15 protein-coding genes are annotated in these 17,323 nt (G+C 44.1%); 5 read left to right on the forward strand and 10 right to left on the reverse strand.

Annotation, left to right across the window (positions count from 1 at the left end; translation table 11 throughout):
* Nucleotides 1–121: 121 nt before the first annotated feature.
* From Q0502_RS03930 to Q0502_RS03940, 3 genes are read left to right on the forward strand one after another with little or no spacing between them, the layout of a single operon-like run.
* Nucleotides 122–2,977 carry an outer membrane beta-barrel protein gene (locus Q0502_RS03930; RefSeq protein WP_298647375.1) on the forward strand — a complete coding sequence of 952 codons (2,856 nt, stop codon included), beginning with the start codon at nucleotides 122–124 and terminating at the stop codon, nucleotides 2,975–2,977.
* Nucleotides 2,978–2,998: 21 nt separating this feature from the next.
* Nucleotides 2,999–4,081, forward strand: coding sequence for a histidine kinase (locus tag Q0502_RS03935; RefSeq protein ID WP_298647378.1), 1,083 nt, complete (start codon nucleotides 2,999–3,001; stop codon nucleotides 4,079–4,081).
* Entirely contained in the window at nucleotides 4,078–4,788 is a 711-nt protein-coding gene (locus Q0502_RS03940) for a LytTR family DNA-binding domain-containing protein (protein WP_298647380.1), read from the forward strand. The genes Q0502_RS03935 and Q0502_RS03940 overlap by 4 nt, the downstream gene beginning before the upstream one ends.
* 134 nt (nucleotides 4,789–4,922) lie before the next feature.
* Here Q0502_RS03940 and Q0502_RS03945 read toward each other — a convergent pair whose 3' ends face one another.
* The 10 genes from Q0502_RS03945 to ahpC all read right to left on the reverse strand — a co-directional run bounded on the left by Q0502_RS03945 (nucleotide 4,923) and on the right by ahpC (nucleotide 15,207).
* On the reverse strand, nucleotides 4,923–5,396 hold the full coding sequence (locus Q0502_RS03945) for a Dps family protein (protein ID WP_298647383.1): 474 nt from the start codon (nucleotides 5,394–5,396) through the stop codon (nucleotides 4,923–4,925).
* Nucleotides 5,397–5,602: 206 nt separating this feature from the next.
* Nucleotides 5,603–6,724 carry an ABC transporter permease gene (locus Q0502_RS03950; protein WP_298647385.1) on the reverse strand — a complete coding sequence of 374 codons (1,122 nt, stop codon included), beginning with the start codon at nucleotides 6,722–6,724 and terminating at the stop codon, nucleotides 5,603–5,605.
* Nucleotides 6,725–6,800: 76 nt separating this feature from the next.
* The gene (locus tag Q0502_RS03955; RefSeq protein WP_298647387.1) at nucleotides 6,801–7,892 is read right to left on the reverse strand and encodes an ABC transporter permease; all 1,092 of its coding nucleotides are present in this window, start codon (nucleotides 7,890–7,892) and stop codon (nucleotides 6,801–6,803) included.
* 13 nt (nucleotides 7,893–7,905) lie between these two features.
* On the reverse strand, nucleotides 7,906–8,652 hold the full coding sequence (locus Q0502_RS03960) for an ABC transporter ATP-binding protein (RefSeq protein WP_298647388.1): 747 nt from the start codon (nucleotides 8,650–8,652) through the stop codon (nucleotides 7,906–7,908).
* A 4-nt stretch (nucleotides 8,653–8,656) separates the two neighbouring features.
* Nucleotides 8,657–9,574 (reverse strand): ABC transporter ATP-binding protein, encoded by a 918-nt coding sequence (locus tag Q0502_RS03965; protein ID WP_298647391.1) that lies wholly within the window; start codon nucleotides 9,572–9,574, stop codon nucleotides 8,657–8,659.
* A 162-nt stretch (nucleotides 9,575–9,736) separates the two neighbouring features.
* On the reverse strand, nucleotides 9,737–10,711 hold the full coding sequence (locus Q0502_RS03970; protein WP_298647393.1) for an efflux RND transporter periplasmic adaptor subunit: 975 nt from the start codon (nucleotides 10,709–10,711) through the stop codon (nucleotides 9,737–9,739).
* Nucleotides 10,712–10,732: 21 nt separating this feature from the next.
* Nucleotides 10,733–12,085 carry a TolC family protein gene (locus Q0502_RS03975; protein WP_298647395.1) on the reverse strand — a complete coding sequence of 451 codons (1,353 nt, stop codon included), beginning with the start codon at nucleotides 12,083–12,085 and terminating at the stop codon, nucleotides 10,733–10,735.
* 83 nt (nucleotides 12,086–12,168) lie between these two features.
* The gene (locus Q0502_RS03980; protein ID WP_298647397.1) at nucleotides 12,169–12,801 is read right to left on the reverse strand and encodes a TetR/AcrR family transcriptional regulator; all 633 of its coding nucleotides are present in this window, start codon (nucleotides 12,799–12,801) and stop codon (nucleotides 12,169–12,171) included.
* Nucleotides 12,802–13,004: 203 nt separating this feature from the next.
* A complete protein-coding gene (ahpF, locus tag Q0502_RS03985) occupies nucleotides 13,005–14,564 on the reverse strand; it encodes an alkyl hydroperoxide reductase subunit F (protein ID WP_298647399.1) in 1,560 nt (519 codons plus the stop codon).
* 76 nt (nucleotides 14,565–14,640) lie between these two features.
* Nucleotides 14,641–15,207, reverse strand: coding sequence for an alkyl hydroperoxide reductase subunit C (ahpC, locus tag Q0502_RS03990; RefSeq protein ID WP_298647402.1), 567 nt, complete (start codon nucleotides 15,205–15,207; stop codon nucleotides 14,641–14,643).
* 559 nt (nucleotides 15,208–15,766) lie between these two features.
* Between ahpC and cas6 (Q0502_RS03995) the strand changes: the two genes are divergently transcribed.
* Together cas6 (Q0502_RS03995) and cas6 (Q0502_RS04000) are read left to right on the forward strand one after the other, a co-directional pair.
* Entirely contained in the window at nucleotides 15,767–16,528 is a 762-nt protein-coding gene (cas6, locus tag Q0502_RS03995) for a CRISPR-associated endoribonuclease Cas6 (protein WP_298647405.1), read from the forward strand.
* 134 nt (nucleotides 16,529–16,662) lie between these two features.
* Complete coding sequence (gene cas6, locus Q0502_RS04000) at nucleotides 16,663–17,322, forward strand: CRISPR-associated endoribonuclease Cas6 (protein WP_298647407.1); 660 nt, start codon at nucleotides 16,663–16,665, stop codon at nucleotides 17,320–17,322.
* Nucleotide 17,323: the final 1 nt, after the last annotated feature.

Raw genomic sequence — 17,323 nt, forward strand, 5'->3', positions numbered from 1 at the left:
CAACTGTGCTATTTTTGTCGCGAATTCAAATATTCAACCGATAAAAATAACGGGAGATATAATCCCTTTTCAGATAAGTGATTTAAGTGTAGCGCTAGAGCGGGTTTTTGAAACGGTTTTTATGATGAAAAAGATTTGTTTTTTGGTGATTTTTGTTTCGTTGTCTGTCTTTTCTATGGTGGCACAGGCACAGACCGACAGTTCCATTTCGGGAAAGCTGACAGATAAAGAATCGGAGGAGCCGGTGCCGATGGCTAATATACGCATACTCCGGCAGGCTGACAGCACTTTTGTCACCGGGAAGGCATCCGATGAAAAAGGACTCTTCACCATACCGGTAAGGAGCGGGGCCTATATTGTACATATCTCTTACATCGGATATCACGACATATTTCGGGATGTGCAGGTGACCTCATCCAACCCGCGCTTACAATTAGGTAATATTGCTTTGATAAACGATAATATCCTTTTGTCGGAAGCAGTGGTCACCGCAAAAGCTCCGGAAATTACCGTAAGGGGAGATACGCTGGAGTATAATGCCGATTCCTATAAGGTGACTGAGAGCGCTGTAATAGAGGATCTGCTGAAAAAAATGCCCGGTGTGGAGATCGATAGTGAGGGAAAGATCACCGTGAACGGGAAGGAAATCACCAAAATACTGGTCGACGGAGAGGAGTTCTTCAGCGATGATCCTAAGGTGGCTTCTAAAAATCTCCCGGCAAAGATGGTAGAAAAGCTGCAGGTGCTTGAAAGAAGAACCGAGATGGCGCAAATGACCGGCTTCGATGACGGCGAAGAAGAGAATGTGATCAACCTGCTGGTGCGCCCCGGTATGAAGGAAGGGCTATTCGGTAATGCCTTCGCCGGGTATGGAAGCAAAGAGAGGTATGAAGCCAACGGCATGGTTAATTACATGAAAAATAAAGATCAATTTACATTTCTCGGAGGTATCAACAATACCAATAATGCCGGGTTCTCCGACCTGGCGGGAGCCATGTTCGGCGATATGGGCGGCCGTGGAGGCAGGGGCAGGATGTTCGGGTCGAGAGATGGTATATCTACTTCGTTAAACTTAGGCGGTAATTTCAGCACACAACTCTCTTCGAAATTCAAGATCGGAGGTAATGTACGTTATGGTTCCACCGATACCGATGTGCAGTCTGATGTGTTCACACAAAATATCCTCAGTGCAGGAAATACACTGGAAAATGAGAACAACCGATCGAACAGCAGGGGTCGGAATTTTAATACGGATCTCAGGCTCGAATGGAATCCTAATGAAGCCACAACCATTATTTTCCGGCCGAATGTCTCATTTTACAACAATGACCGTAACGAAAAAGGGAGTTTTCATACCAGGAACGAATTGTCGGGCGATACCATCAATCACGGTAATTCGGAATATTTTTCAGAAGGGGACGGGAAAAGTTATGGCGGGAATTTGGATATAAGCCGCAAACTGGGAAAAGAAGGGCGGGTGCTGAGCGCTCAATTGCGTGCAAACAGAGGTGAATCGGAAAACAAGGGAACCAGTGTCTCCGGTACTTTCTATAACGGAATACGCCCCGATGATCTTATCGATCAGCGATTTACGAACACAAGCGACAATACCTCCTGGCGAATGTATTTTTCTTATGTGGAACCGATAGGCCTAAATAACTTTCTTCAGTTGGCATACGAGTATGGCCAGAATATGTCGGAGTCTGATAAAGATACGCGTACTCAGGATGAATCGGGAGATTATACGGTCCTGGATTCACTCTATAGCAAGCGGCTTGAAAATGATTTCAGAAATCAGGAAATAGAAGTGAATTTCAGAGCAGTAAGAGAGAACTACGACTATATGTTCGGATTTTCGATGGAACCGTCCAGCTCACGCAGTAAAACGTTTATAGGAACCGACCTCATACATGATACCAGGCAGAACGTGGTCAATTACGCCCCCATGGCGCAGTTCAACTATCGCTGGAGCCGGACGCACAATCTCCGTTTGCGTTATTGGGGAAGTACTGATCAACCTTCGGTAACACAGCTTTCACCGGTAATAGACGTTTCCGATCCGTTGAATATCCGCTATGGGAATCCCGATCTGAAACCCTCCTTCCAGCACCGGTTCAATCTACGTTACCAACGGTCGAATCCGGAAAAAGCCAGTTCCCTGTCGGCTTTTCTGAATGGCGGATATATGACAAACGATATCGTGACCGCCACCATAACCGATGTGACCACAGGGCGTAAGGAAGCTACTTACCTGAATGTTTCGGGGAACTGGAATGCAGACGGACGTGTGATGTTCAATATCCCGTTGAGGAATATCAAGTTTTCCGTTTTCTCCATGTCGTTCGCCAGATATAATCAGGGATACGGATACTCCAAGTCGATTACCGGAGAGGACGAATCAAAGGAGTTTACCGATGAAGACAAAAATACGAACAGACAGGTTTCTCTGGCGGAATCGCTTGGACTGAACTACCGTTCAGACCTGTTCGACTTCTCCCTCCGCGGAAATGTCAATTTCAACAATGTGACCAACAGTCTTGAAGGCCAGATCGACCAGCAGTATTTCAACTATGGAGGAAGTGCCAACACCGCGATCTATCTGCCGTGGGACCTGACGTTGGAGAGCGATATCAATTACTCCACCAATTCGGGCTATGCCGATGGTTTTGAGCAAAATGAATGGTTATGGAACGCCTCCTTACAGAAAACGTTATTTAAACAAAAGAACGGCACCATCCGTTTTAAGATATATGATATCCTGCAACAACGCAGTAATATCACCAGAAGTGTGACATCCAACTATATACGCGATACGACTACCAATACGCTTACGAGTTACTTTATGGTTCATTTCGTATACCGGTTCAATATTTTTAAAGGGGGTACTACACAAGAAGATATGATGCCTCCCAGAGACGGTCCGGGAAGAAGATTTGACGGCGGCGGTGGGCCGGGCCCGGAGCACAGGATGATGTAAACAATTATTAATAGCATGAGAATGGATCAACTGCTAAAGTCGAAACAAAGAGGAACATGGAACAATGTGCTTATGCACATATTACTGTGGGGGGTGATTTTCATTCTCCCCTACTTTTTTATGGACTCCGAACGTATATTTTACTGGCAATCCTTCATGCGGTCGCTCCCTGAGTTACTGGGATTCATGCTGGTATTTTATCTAAACTATTTCCTGCTGATCGATAAGCTCTTGTATAAAGGGAAAACCAAACAGTTTATTCTCTATAACCTGTTGCTTATCGTGGCGGTGGCATTCCTGATGCATTACGGACGAGGCTTGATTGAAATGCTTATACCGGAATTGAGGCCGAGAAGGCGCATGAAGCGGGGCGGTAACAGTATGCAACTCCTGTTTCTGGTAAGAAACTCCACGTGGTTGTTTTTGATGGCTGGATTGAGTGTAGCGCTGAAGATGACCGTTCGCTGGTTTGAAGTGGACAACGAACGCAAAGAACTGGCAAAGGCAAAATCGGAAGCGGAACTGCAAAACCTCAAAAACCAGATCAATCCCCATTTCCTGCTGAACACGTTGAACAATATCTATGCGCTGATAGAGTTCGATCCGCCCCGGGCACAACAGGCGGTAATGGACCTGAGCAAGATGCTGCGCCACCTGCTGTACGAGAATAATCAGACATTCGTACCTCTCCACCAGGAAGCCACATTCATGCGCAATTACATAGAACTGATGCGTATACGCCTGTCCGGTAATGTGAAACTGACTACCGATTTTTCCTATTCCGAGTCGGGGAATACGCTTATTTCTCCGTTAATTTTTATATCTTTGATAGAAAATGCATTTAAGCATGGTATCAGCGGGGATAAACCTTCATTCATCGACATCTCCCTCAGGGAATATCCCGACGGAAAGGTGGAGTTCGTTTCACGGAACAGTTATTTCCCAAAATCGGGATCCGATAAGAGCGGAAGCGGTATCGGCCTCGAATTGGTGAAGAGGAGACTGGAGTTGCTTTATCCCGACAGTTATCAATGGAATACTTTTATTGAAGAGAATACCTATTCAACCATGCTTGTGATCGACACGAAAAGAACAGCCGGATGATACTAAATTGTTGGATTGTGGATGATGAGCCGCTGGCTCTGTCGCTTTTGGAGTCGTATGTACAGAAGACCTCCTTCCTGAGGCTGACGGGTAAATACAGTAATGCGCTGTCCGCCATGAAACATCTTGCTGAGGAGAAAGTGGACTTGCTTTTTCTCGATATTCAGATGCCTGAAGTAAATGGGATGGAGTTTGCCCGCATCATCAATGATCATACCCGGATCATTTTCACCACCGCTTTTAGTGAGTATGCCTTAGAGGGCTACAAGGTGAGTGCACTCGATTATCTTCTGAAACCTTTTTCCTTTACCGACTTTCTCACCGCTGCGAAAAAAGCATTGAACTGGTTTGAGATGACGGAAAAAAGACCGGTTGCCGAAGCGCTTCAGGAAAGTGCGGGTATCTTTGTGAAATCCGACTATAAGCTCCTTCACGTTTTGTATGATGATATTTTGTATATCGAAGGATTGAAAGACTATGTGAAAATATATACAGGGAACCAGTCAAAGCCCATCCTGTCGCTGATAAGCCTTAAAATGCTGGAGGAAGAATTACCCTCAGACCGCTTTATCCGCATCCACCGTTCTTATATTATCCATAAAAATAAAATTTCGAGTATCAATAAGAGGCGTATTCTCATCGGGGAAAAACAAATCCCGATGGGAGAGACCTACCGCAAACAATTTATGTCCGTAATAGGGCAATAAAAAAAGAGGGCGTATCTTGTGATTTACCCTCCTTTATTTTTCATCCCGAAAACTGATTCCGATATTCAACCAGAACTTTAAATTCCGATATTTAACTTTCTTATTTTCATGTTTATGGGATATTCAAATACTTCTTATGAAAGATATGCGGTGAGCATCCAGACGGTTTTTTCCTGTTGCGAGATATAGTCGCTCATCAGCGCTACGGTACCTTCGTCGTTTCCTTCCGATGCGGTTTCCAGTACTTCACGTTCCAAAGCGATCAGCACTTTCAGTGAGTCGAGGATCTCTTTCACGATCTCTTTCGATTTGGTTACTACGCCGGTCTCTTTAATAGCCGATACTTTGAGATATTCGCTAAAGTTGTGTGCCGGTACACCGCTCAACATCAGGATACGTTCCGCCACTTCATCCACTTTTTCGGCAGTGTCATCGTAGTACTCTTCGTATTTTGCGTGTGCACCGAAAAACTCAACACCTTTTACATTCCAGTGATATCCGCGAAGGTTGGTGTAGTAAACCTGCAGGCTGGCCAGTAATGTCTGTAAGCCGTTCACTGTCTTTTCTGTACTTTTTGGGTCTAATCCTAAATAATCTAATGTTTTCATAATTTATTTTGTTTAATTATGTGGTAATATTTGTGGCAAATTTACAAAATAGTGCGGTATTCGCCAATTCTTTTGATCGGCTTTTGACAATATGCAGAATAGATAATTTCTATGTGCAAACCGTCTATCCTCTTTTTGTAACTGACCCACCCTGTATAGTCGGGAATACTCCGGACATCAGCAATTGATCCGCCGGGGGCTGCCGTTCAGGTTGTTTTTTTATAGTGTATGACGGCCCAGAGATTAAATAGCAAGGCAAAACCGAACATGACTATAAAATGAAGCCGGATATCGGCCAACCGGCTTCCTTTTAGTACAACCATACGGATAACCTCCATAAAATAGGTGACAGGGTTGCATCGGGCAATGACATACGCCCATGCAGGCATGCTTTCGATGGGGGTAAAAAGACCGCTCATCAAAACGAAGATCATCATAAAGAAAAACATCACGAACATCACTTGTTGCTGTGTCTGGCAGTAAGTCGAAACAAGCAATCCCAAACCGAGCATAGCGACAAGATATACGGCCAGGTAGGCAAAAAGCAGGGTGATACTCCCCAAGGGTATTATCCCGTAGACCAGCCGTGCCACAATAAAGAGGCCTACGGTAAAAACAAAAACACCGATAACCCAAAACGGAATAAGTTTTCCCAATATGAATTGATATTTCTTTATCGGAGTGACATTGATCTGTTCGATTGTCCCTATTTCCTTTTCTCTCACCGTATTTAGAGCGCACATATAGCTGGCGACCAGTGTAACCAGAAAGACCAGGATGCCCGGCACCATAAAAAAACGATAATTCATTCCCGGATTGAACCGGTTGGACGAAGTGACCTGGATGACAGGCACAGCGTTAAATCGTTCGGGCTGTATCCACTCTAAGCGGACATCCGTATTGAAATCAACGATGATCCGGTTGATATAGGCCCCTCCCAAACCGGCCTTTATGCCATTGATGGCATTGGCGGCGATGAAAAGTTGCTGGCTTTTTTCCACAACCAACTCCCGCTCAAAATTTTTGGGGATCTCCAATACCAGATCGGCTTTATCGTTTTCGATGAACCGGAAAGCCTCTTCAAAAGAGCCGGCAGAAGCGTAAAGATTGAAATATCCCGACGCTACGATTTTTGAGATCAATTTCCGGGAATAAGGCGAATGGTCGTGATCCACCACAACGATGGATATGTTTTTCATCTCATAATCGGCTGCCAACGGAAAAATCAAGAGTTGAACAACAGGTATGATAAAGATCAGTGCCAGTAATATCTTGTTCCGGAAAATCTGCTTAAACTCTTTTTGCAGCAGGAATATCAGTGTCTTCATACAATCATCACATTATCAAATCATCAAATCGTTAAATCAACAAATCGTTAAATCGTTAAATCGTTATATCATCCCTTCATTCCAATCGGACTTTAAATTTTTTGAAGCTGATCATCAACAGCAGGCAGGTCATCACTGCAAGCACAAGCGTCTCTTTCCATATGGCACCGAAGCCAAGCCCTTTTATCATTATCGATTTAACAATCGTATAGTACCATTTCGCGGGAACTATATTGGCCAACCATTGTAAAACCACCGGCATGTTCTCTAAGGGAAAAGTAAATCCGGTGAATAGGATCGTCGGCACCATCAATCCTATAAGCGATACGAGTATGGCCGTTTGTTGTGTTTGGGCTACATTCGATATCAATAACCCCAACGAAAGCGCTGTAATGATGAACAATATACTGATTAAGAACAGCAATAAAAGGCTTCCGTTTACAGGAACTCCCAGCAGTGTTATGCTGAGCAGAATGATCACGATAAGGTTGACCAGCGAAAGGAGCAGGTAAGGGATTGCCTTTGAGATGATCAACATAAACGGATTGAGAGGGGAGACAAGCAACACCTCCATCGTACCATATTCTTTTTCACGCACGATAGAAGCCGAAGTCATCATTACGCAGACCAGCATCAGCACCAGTGCCATGACTCCCGGCACAAAATTGATCGCCCCTTTCAACTCCGGATTATAGATCATCCGCGTTTCGGTATTGATCTGATAAGGCAATGAAAGATTCTGATACTCCATGATGATATTCGTTGCATAAGCAGTCAGCATGTTGGCGGTATTGGGGTCAGTAGCATCCGCGATAAGCTGGACGTGAGCCTGATTCAGGTGCTGGTAGTCATCCTCGAAATCCAATGGAAACACAACGGCCAGTTTTATTCTGCCGCTTCTGAAAGCATCCTCGATCTGATGATGACTGAGAAGCGCCTCCTCAACAATAAAATTGTTGTTTGCGGCAAACTTTTCAGTTAACTGCCGTGATATCCCGCATTTTGCGTAATCGCAAACGACTATACGGGAATTCTTTATCTCATTGGTCAACGCAAAACCAAACAGAAGGATCTGCGCGATAGGCAAACCGAAGAGTATCAGCAATGTTTTCCGGTCGCGGAACATGTGATAGAACTCTTTACGTATGAATGTGGCAAGTTGTTTCATTATGTGTCGTTTTTTAGTCGGATGTTCGCTGTGCGCCGCGTGCCAGCCGGAGGAAAACTTCATACATCGACCCGGACGAGAATTGCCGTTTCAGATTGGAAGGGCTATCCAACGCTTTGATCTTTCCGTCGACCATCATAGAGATACGGTTGCAATATTCCGCTTCGTCCATATAGTGTGTCGTTATGAACACTGTAATGCCTTGTGCCGCGGCATCATATATCAGATTCCAGAACTGCCGCCTTGTTACGGGATCGACACCTCCTGTCGGTTCGTCGAGAAAAACAATTTTTGGCTGATGGATAATCGCTATAGAGAAAGCCAGTTTCTGTTTCCATCCCAATGGCAACGAACCGACCATCTTATGCCGCTGATCGTTCATGTACAATCGTCCGGTCAACTGAGCGCTCTTTTCCTTTATTTCCTGATTCGTAAGTCCGTAAATACCTCCGAATAGTTTTATGTTCTCGGCAACGGTCAGATCCTCGTAAAGTGAGAATTTCTGACTCATATAGCCGATACTTTTTTTTATATTTTCGGTCTGCCGGTAAACATCATAACCTGCGATGGCCGCTTCCCCCGATGTAGGAGTGGAAAGCCCGCATAACATCCGCATAGCAGTCGTTTTGCCGGCTCCGTTCGCTCCGAGGAAACCGAATACCTCTCCCCGGTATACTTCAAAACTGATAGTATCCACAGCGGTAAAATCACCGAAGCATTTCGTTAAATTATTCACTTGTATTACAATATCCTTTTGCATAATCCTATTCATTCATCAGGTCGATAAAACAATCTTCCACACCGGGTGTGATTTGCCGGAAAACAACATCCGAATGCCCTTTGTCTTTCAGGTATTTATCCAATTTCTGATGCGCTGTCGCGTTGTCCCGCTCAAAAGATACATGCAGAAACTCTCCGAAAGCGTAACAACTCCTTATGTTTGCGGCATCCTGCATATCATGTATCAGCCTGCCTATGTCGGTCGATTTAACGGCGTAAAGGTTACCCCGGTACTTTTCGACAATGCCCTGCGGAGTATCTATCGATAGGATTTCGCCTGATTGTATCAGCGCTATCCGGTCGCAAAGCGTCGCTTCGTCCATATAAGGGGTAGAGACTAGAATGGTGATGCCTTGTTCTTTCAATCGTTTCAGCATTTCCCAGAATTCTTGCCGCGACACCGCGTCCACTCCCGTTGTCGGCTCGTCGAGAAACAATACCCTGGGACGATGGATCAACGCGCAGCAAAGAGCCAGTTTTTGCTTCATTCCACCTGAAAGCTGCCCTGCGCGGCGTTTTTTGAACGGCTCGATATGAACGTAGATATCCCGTATCAGATCATAGTTCTCTGCCACCGAGGTACCGGAAAGCGATGCGAACAGATTCAGGTTCTCCTCGACCGACAGGTCCTGGTAGAGCGAAAATCGTCCCGGCATATAGCCTATACGTCTGCGGATCTTTTTGTAGGCGGTCATCACTTCCAGCCCGTCGACCATTGCATCTCCCGAATCGGCAAGCAGTAAGGTAGTCAGAATACGGAAAAGCGTGGTTTTACCTGCTCCGTCAGGGCCGATCAAACCAAATAATTCCCCCTGCCCGACCTTAAAAGAGACACCTTTCAGGGCTTTCACCTCTCCCTGGTCATAAGTTTTCGAGATATTTTCTATGACAATGCTTTTCATGTGTTTGTTTGCTTAAATGACACACCAACTTGTCTAATTTCCCCAATTCTTTCGGCTATTTTCATATGGTAATATTTATTTTTAACGCTAAGGTCGTATGGAACCCGCATATTATCATGTTCTTGTGTGCAAATGGTTTATATGCTCGTTTCATTTGTCCGTTTAATTCAACGACACTTCGCCGTACATTCCGATCTTGTAAGTCCCGTCGTTCTCCACTTTTATCTTTACGGCATAGACCAGATTCGCGCGCTCGTCCTTGGTCTGGATGGTTTTGGGGGTGAATTCGGCCTTGTCGCTGATCCACGCCACCCTGCCTTCGGTTGTTCTGAATCCTCCATGGCCGTCATCCGTATGTACTTTTACCTGTTGATTCAACCTGATTTGTGAAAGCTGGCTTCCGCTGATGTAAATCCGCAAGATCATCTCCGACAGGTCAGCGATACGGTAAAGCGGTTTGCCGATGGCTGTGGTTTCGTTTACCCGGGCATATTTTGTCAGCACAGTGCCGCTGACGGGATTGACTATTTTGCATCGGTTCAGCTGATCGTCAAGCTGTTCGGCCTGAATTTGCAATGCGCGTATCTCTTTATCAATACTTGTTGTCGAAATGTTCAGCGATGATCTTTGTGCTTCGATCTGTCTTTTCAGTAGGGTTATCCGGGCATCTATGTCATCCAGTTGTTTAGTCGTAGCGGCATTCCCTTTGACCAGGTTGGATGTTCTTTCATGTTCGCGTTGTTGAGTTTTGAGTTGCTCTTGTAGCGATGCCAATTGTACCTTCATATCAGGTTTTTTGCTTGACAACGCCTCTATTTGCGCCAGAAGCTGCTCTTTCTTCAGGTGCAACTGTAAACTATCCACATATCCGACAACTTCATCCTGTGCCAATTCCTGCCCCTCGTCCAGGTCCAACCTGAGAATTACCCCCTGCGCCTGGGATGAAATAATTGTTTCCTCCGCTTCGAAAGAACCCGAAGCGTCGAACACATGGTTTCCGTTGCATGAAACAGCAAGCAGGCAAATGGTAAATACGAACGTTTTCGTTAAGCGAGGACAGAACAAATTTATTTGTTTTGTCGAGCGCAGAAAACGACTAATGTAATTGAACAGGTTGTTTATAATATAATGACTCATAATAAATTATTTTTTGAATGGCTAATTTCCCGTAGTTGATTTATGATTGTATTGCACCATGAGCAACTGTATCTGATGCAGCAGAAGATTCTGCCTGGCCTGGTCCTGAGCGTTCAGGCAGATAATATAGTCGTTCGCGGTGGCTGTTCCTTGCTCCAACTGGTGTTTCGTGGCGAGAGATACATTCTCCCGTAACAGGATGATCTCTTCATCCGTACCGACTAATTCCCGGAGTTTTGTGATTTCCGAATCCTGTTGCGACAGCGCAAGGTTCGTGTTGAACATGAACAGATCCTGCTGAACATCTATCATACTCCTGTTCACGCTTATGTTCTTCCGCTCTTCCCGTAGAGTGTACAATCCGGTAATATTCCAACTCAATCTGATTCCGCCCATATAGTAGGTGTCGAAATCATTACTGAGGAAATTCAAACCCGGACGGCCATATCCGCCTTGCAAAAAGAGATTCACCTGGGGAATATTTTTCGATGTGATCAAGCGGTCCCGGACATCCAGGACAGTTCTCTGCTTTTCAAACAAGTTCAGTTCCGGACGATTGATGACGGTCGAAAGGGGCACTACCGCAGGTTTTTCAAAAACCGCATCATCCGTTATCTTTTGGTTGATAAAGAGCGAAAGCATATCAGTATAACCCTTTCGTACGGCTTTAAGCTCGATTGTGCGCTGGTCGCTTTTCAGCAATTCCGCCTTAAGGATATCGACATCGCTTTTAAAAGCAACCCCATTTTCGACAGCGACGATCGACCTGTCAATTCCTGTCCGGATGTCTTTCTTTAAAAGTTCAACCTGATCTATTTGCGCGTTGATCAGTAAAATGCCGAAATAGAGTTGATTGATGCGCTCCTTCAGTTTGTGGAACTCGACATCTGTTGTCTGACGTTCGACTTCGGCATTTGCCTCCACCAGGTCACGATTGTTTTTCACTGTCAGAAGATCAGTCAGGGGTTGTGATATTTCCGCATAAATCTTATACTGATCGTGGCTCAGTGCCGGCATTTCAATGTTCTGAACCGGGAAGGGGAGTTTCGTTACATCAGACTGATAGGTAGCTTGTCCGCCAATGTTAAGTCTGGGCAGATACCCTTTTGAAGCACTCCTGACAGAGTAGTCCCTGCTCTTTTCGATCAAAGCGTACTGCCTTATCAACGGATAATTTCGTTCCGCCATCCCATAACAGTCCTCAAGGTTCAGTACAGTCCGTTGTTGCGCGACATAAACGGGCGGGATCCGGAGTATGTCACTGTCAGGATCCTGTACAGTCCGCTCCCGGGCTATTACTCCAGGCAGATCAGCCATAAAGAATAACAGCACACAGAACATTGCCTTAACCAATAATCTTCTTTTTGTTCCCATCTTTTATTCATTTGATTTAATCAATTGATTAATTTGTATGTAAAAAAATAGACGATGCTTTAAGCATAACATAGATCTATTTCCTATACTTTAAACATAGCATTGATCCATATCGGGATTAGTTTTTTTCGTTCAAGCATAAGATCCTTAAATTCATCTTCATTCTTCCCTCCGATATCTTTAAGGATAGGCGCTCCGATAAACGGAAAAACAATCAACCCCACTACATTGATAATGAAATGCACAAAATCGATCCGGTGAATTCTACCGGTCCCTATCGCTTGCTGAAATTGGGCTATTATCATGGAGTCGGACAGCACGGATTTAAGCTTCTGTGCAAGTAACGATGTGTTCGGATTCATTCTCAACTCAGAGAGGACAAAAAGAGCAACTTGCGGCTCTTCGATCAACTTATCAATATAGGCTGAGGAAATTGCTGCTACTTTCTCTTCGAGCGAAGTTTTCGGATCGTTAACGATTCCGGCAACTACGCCGAATAAGAACTCATGAAGCGTTTCCAGCATAATTATATCGAACAACTTTTGCTTCGACTTGAAATAATAGTTCAACAAAGCCAGATTTATCTCCGCCTCTTCCGCAATGTCCCTTGTGCGGGTAGCGGCAAAGCCTTTTTTATGGAAAACCTTCCGGGCAGCAGCTTTAATTTTCTGCTCGGTAGAAAGCTCTAAACCGTTATCTGTCTTTTTGTTGCTCATAATCATGTTATATTTCGCTATATATCGCCACTGCAAATATATAATAAGTTTTCTGATTAATCAAATGATTTAATCATTTGATTAATTTATTTGGGTAATTTATCCTTCATTCTATCGAAAATAGTCAGAGAAATCTCCCTGACTATTTATCGCTATCATATTTTACAAAATCACTTTTTACAAAATCACTGTTGTTACAATCATCAGTGGGCTATTACCCCCCTGATCCTGTCGTCGAACGCGGTCAGAGCAGCCTTGGCGCCTTCTCCCATAGAGATAATGATCTGTTTGTAGGGAACCGTCGTTACGTCACCGGCAGCATAGATTCCGGGAACATCCGTGCGTGCGTGCACATCGATCTCGATCTCTCCGAAACGGTTGGTTTTTACTATATCTTTGAACGCCGCACTGTTGGGTGCCAAACCTATCTGTACAAAAACACCATCGAGATCGATAACACGTTCTTCTTCTGTCTTGCGGTCTTTCACCTTCAGCCCCGTAACTTTTTCGCCGTTAGTGACCACTTCTGTGGTCTGTGAGTGAAGGAAGACCTCTACGTTCGGCAGGCTTTTTACTTTTTCCTGCAATACCTTGTCGGCCTTCAGTTCCTCCAGAAACTCAAAAACGGTGACGTGAGAGCATAGTCCAGCTAAGTCGATAGCTGCCTCGATACCCGAGTTGCCTCCGCCTACTACGGCGACGCGCTTGCCCTTATAGAACGGACCATCGCAATGCGGGCAAAAAGCCACGCCTTTTCCGATGGAATCGGCTTCGCCGGGTACGTTCAACCGACGCCAACCGGCGCCTGTAGCGATAATCAATGCAGGTGTGGTGAATATCTCTCCGCCCTGGGTCGACACTATCTTTTGCTTATTCTCCACCGTCACTTTTTCGACCGAACGATGTTCAAAAATATCGATGGGATATTCGTCCATATGGCGTTTAAGGTCATCCGTCAGTTTCCCGCCTGTCGTTTGGGGAACGGAGATGAGATTCTCTATTCCTCCGGTCTCTCTTACCTGCCCTCCGATACGCTCGGCAATAACAGCTACTTTCAACCCTTTGCGTGCACTATAGACAGCCGCTGCGGAACCGGCAGGCCCGCCACCTACCACAATCACGTCATATTCCCGGACAGTAGTCTTTTCGGCTTCGGATGTTTCCGTACCATAACGCGCTTCCAGCTTAGCCAGCAAGTCACCGAAATTTCCCCGGCCGACGTGCAACAGTTCGCCATCGGCAAAAATCGCCGGTACGCCTTGCAGGTCCAACGCCTCTGCCTCTTTTTTGTATATGGCACCGTCGACCGCTTCATGGGTAATACGCGGGTTGATCACCGCCATGGCGTTCAGCGTTTGTACCACATCCGGGCAATTGGTGCAGGTCAGCGACATATAGGTCGTCAAATGGATATCTCCCCTCAACGATTTCAGTCTCTTCGTTACAAATTCATCGGGCAGATTCTTACCCTTTCCGTCCAAATTCAGTATAGCCAGAAGCAATGAACTGAACTCGTGGCCGGTCGGTATGGCACGGAATCTGATCCCTGTCTTTTCTCCGTTCTTCAGTATATCGAACGCAAGGGCTTCACCGCGATTTTCCTGTAAGGACAAACGGTCGGAGACCGACACTACGTCATTGAGCAGTTCGAGCAGTTGCCCGCGATTCGGATGGTTTTCGCCGACCGAGATATCGAATGTATATTGGTTGTTGAGTCCTGAAAAAATACTTCGTAGTTGTTCTTTTAAAGATATATCCAACATAGTGTATAAAGAAAAAAAGGCGGGTAACCCGTAGTATGAAATTCACCCCAGGTTACCCGCCAGTAGTGATTGTATATTAAATTTTTCCTACCAGGTCGATGCTGGGTTTCAATGTCTCTTCGCCTTCCTGCCATTTGGCGGGACATACCTCGTCATCATGGGTAGCGACGAACTGGGCGGCTTTTACTTTGCGTACCAGTTCTTCTGCATTACGACCGATGCCGTTATCATGGATCTCAGCGATCTTGATCTTTCCGGAAGGATCTATCACGAATGTACCTCTGTAGGCAACACCCTCTTCTTCTACCATCACGCCGAATGCGCGGGAGAGTAGTCCGGTGGGGTCAGCCAACATGGGATATTTTATTTTACGGATGCTTTCAGATACGTCGTGCCATGCCTTGTGTGTGAAGTGCTTGTCGGTACTTACCGAATAAACTTCCACATCCATTCTCTGCAGTTCTTCGTACTTTTCAGCTACGTCGACCAATTCCGTAGGACATACGAACGTAAAATCCGCCGGGTAAAAGAAGAAAATAGCCCATTTACCCAATATATCGTTGTGTGTAATTGTTTTGAACTCTCCTTCGTGATAAGCTTCTACCTTAAACTCTGTCAGTTGTGAATTGATAATTGAAGTCATAATTTTTTCTGTTTTGTTTTATAATTTGATATTTGTATTCCTGTAACATGGGGTTCTCTGCGGAATATTACCGGAAAACCCGCTTCAAATATTTGGTAATCATGCAACCATTTTGTAAATGGTAATCTTGAAACGTGGTAACCTTGCAACCACTCTGCAAAAAACGCTGCTTATTACCGTTTATTGAAGCCCTCAGAACCGGTTCTTCTTTGTTCGTATTGCAAAGATAGATAAAGATTTTATTTATTGAAAAGTTTCTTTAATTGATAATATTTATACGCTATTGACTTAGGTTTTTTGTTCGAGATAAACATATTGGTATTTTTATGATAGAACGGCGATCAATAGTGTTACGCCTTATTTGTTTAAAGGATTATCACAGTTTCTCTTTAGTGTATGCTGTCTCCCTATTATAATAAAATTCCTATCAACCTTAGTGGTGAATTTATGCAAAATACTTTTACTTTATTTTGTGTAGAATATTTTTAAATATTTTTTGATATTCATAAATTTTTTGTAATTTTATGGCATAATTGTTTTCCTTGATTTTTGAATTGTAATGCGTTTCAAACTATTATTAAATATAGATAAACAACCGTTTGGTAATCTTATTCCGCTTAATTACCAATATGCGGCATCGGCTTTGATTTACAAAATTCTCTCCAACTCCGAGAGTGATTTCTCCGAATGGTTGCATGAAAACGGGTTTAATGACAATAAGAGACGTTTCAAACTGTTCACCTTTTCCAGATTGTTCGTGCCACGATATTCCATTGAAAATGGTTATTTGAAAATACTCTCCGACACAGCAGAATGGTATATTTCTTTTTTACCGGAGCGTAGCACCCGGGAATTTGTACAGGGACTGTTTAATAAGCAATTATTTGAACTGGGCGACCGCAACGCGAGAATCCGCTTTAATATAGAGAGTGTTGAAATGCTCTCGCCACCGGTATTCAAAGAGACCAGGTTTGAAACACTTTCCCCGGCGTGCATCGTGCGACAGGAAGAGGACGGCTCCGAAAAATACATCTCTTCCGACCATCCCGAAGCAGCAGAAATAGTGAAGCTCAATTTATTGAACAAGTATAAAGCATTTCATGGGTTTGATTTTCCGATGAACGGTTTTCCGTTTCGGCTGAAAACACTCACTCAACCCCGGTCGTCCCTGATCACCATCAAAGAAGGGACACCCCAGGAAAGCAAAATCCGTGGATTTATGTGCCGTTTCGAGCTAACCGCCTCCCTTGAATTGATGCAAATCATATACGACACCGGTCTGGGAAGTAAGAATAGCCAGGAATTTGGGTATATAAGATAATACAATATTAAAAAAATCTCGCCTTCCATATGAAAAGTGAGGGATTTTACATTCCATGAGGTACAATTGAAATAAAAAATTCAACTCAGTATTTAAATTCTAAAAAGTTCAATTCAATAGGCAAATTTATAAATATGCGATTATACATTAAAATATCTCGAACGGAGAGGCCGATAGATTTTAACTATCAGCCTTTGCTCACAGGCTGTATTCATAAGTGGATAGGGAGGAATAACTTACAGCATGGAAAATTAAGCCTTTATTCTTTTTCTTGGCTACAAAATGTAGATGTAGGGAGAAACGGAATTAGGGTAAGAGATGGTTCTGCTTTCACGATGAGTTTTTACAATGATGATCTGGCGAAAAATGTGATATCCAAGATTCTGGTCGATCCAATTATGTTTTTCGGAGCCAAGGTTTCAGATATAGACATACAACCAATACCTGCATTTTCTGAAAAAGAGCGTTTTTTTCTCGCGAGCCCTGTGCTGATTAAAAGGCATAAGGACTTCAATGAAACACACTATACCTTTTCTGACGAGCATGCTGATGAATATCTAACGGAGACATTGAAATCAAAAGCCGGAATAGCGGGATTAGATACGGAGAAGTTGAAAGTCTATTTTGATAAAAGTTACTCTTCTCCCAAGACAAAGATTATATCGTATAAAGGAATTCAAAATAAAGTAAATATTTGTCCTGTAATTGTGGAAGGATCTCCTGAACTGGTCGAATTTGCTTGGCACGTTGGACTTGGAAATAGTACAGGCATTGGCTTCGGAGCTTTAAAATAGA

Source organism: uncultured Proteiniphilum sp. (genome assembly GCF_937873925.1).
Taxonomy (GTDB): Bacteria; Bacteroidota; Bacteroidia; order Bacteroidales; family Dysgonomonadaceae; genus Proteiniphilum.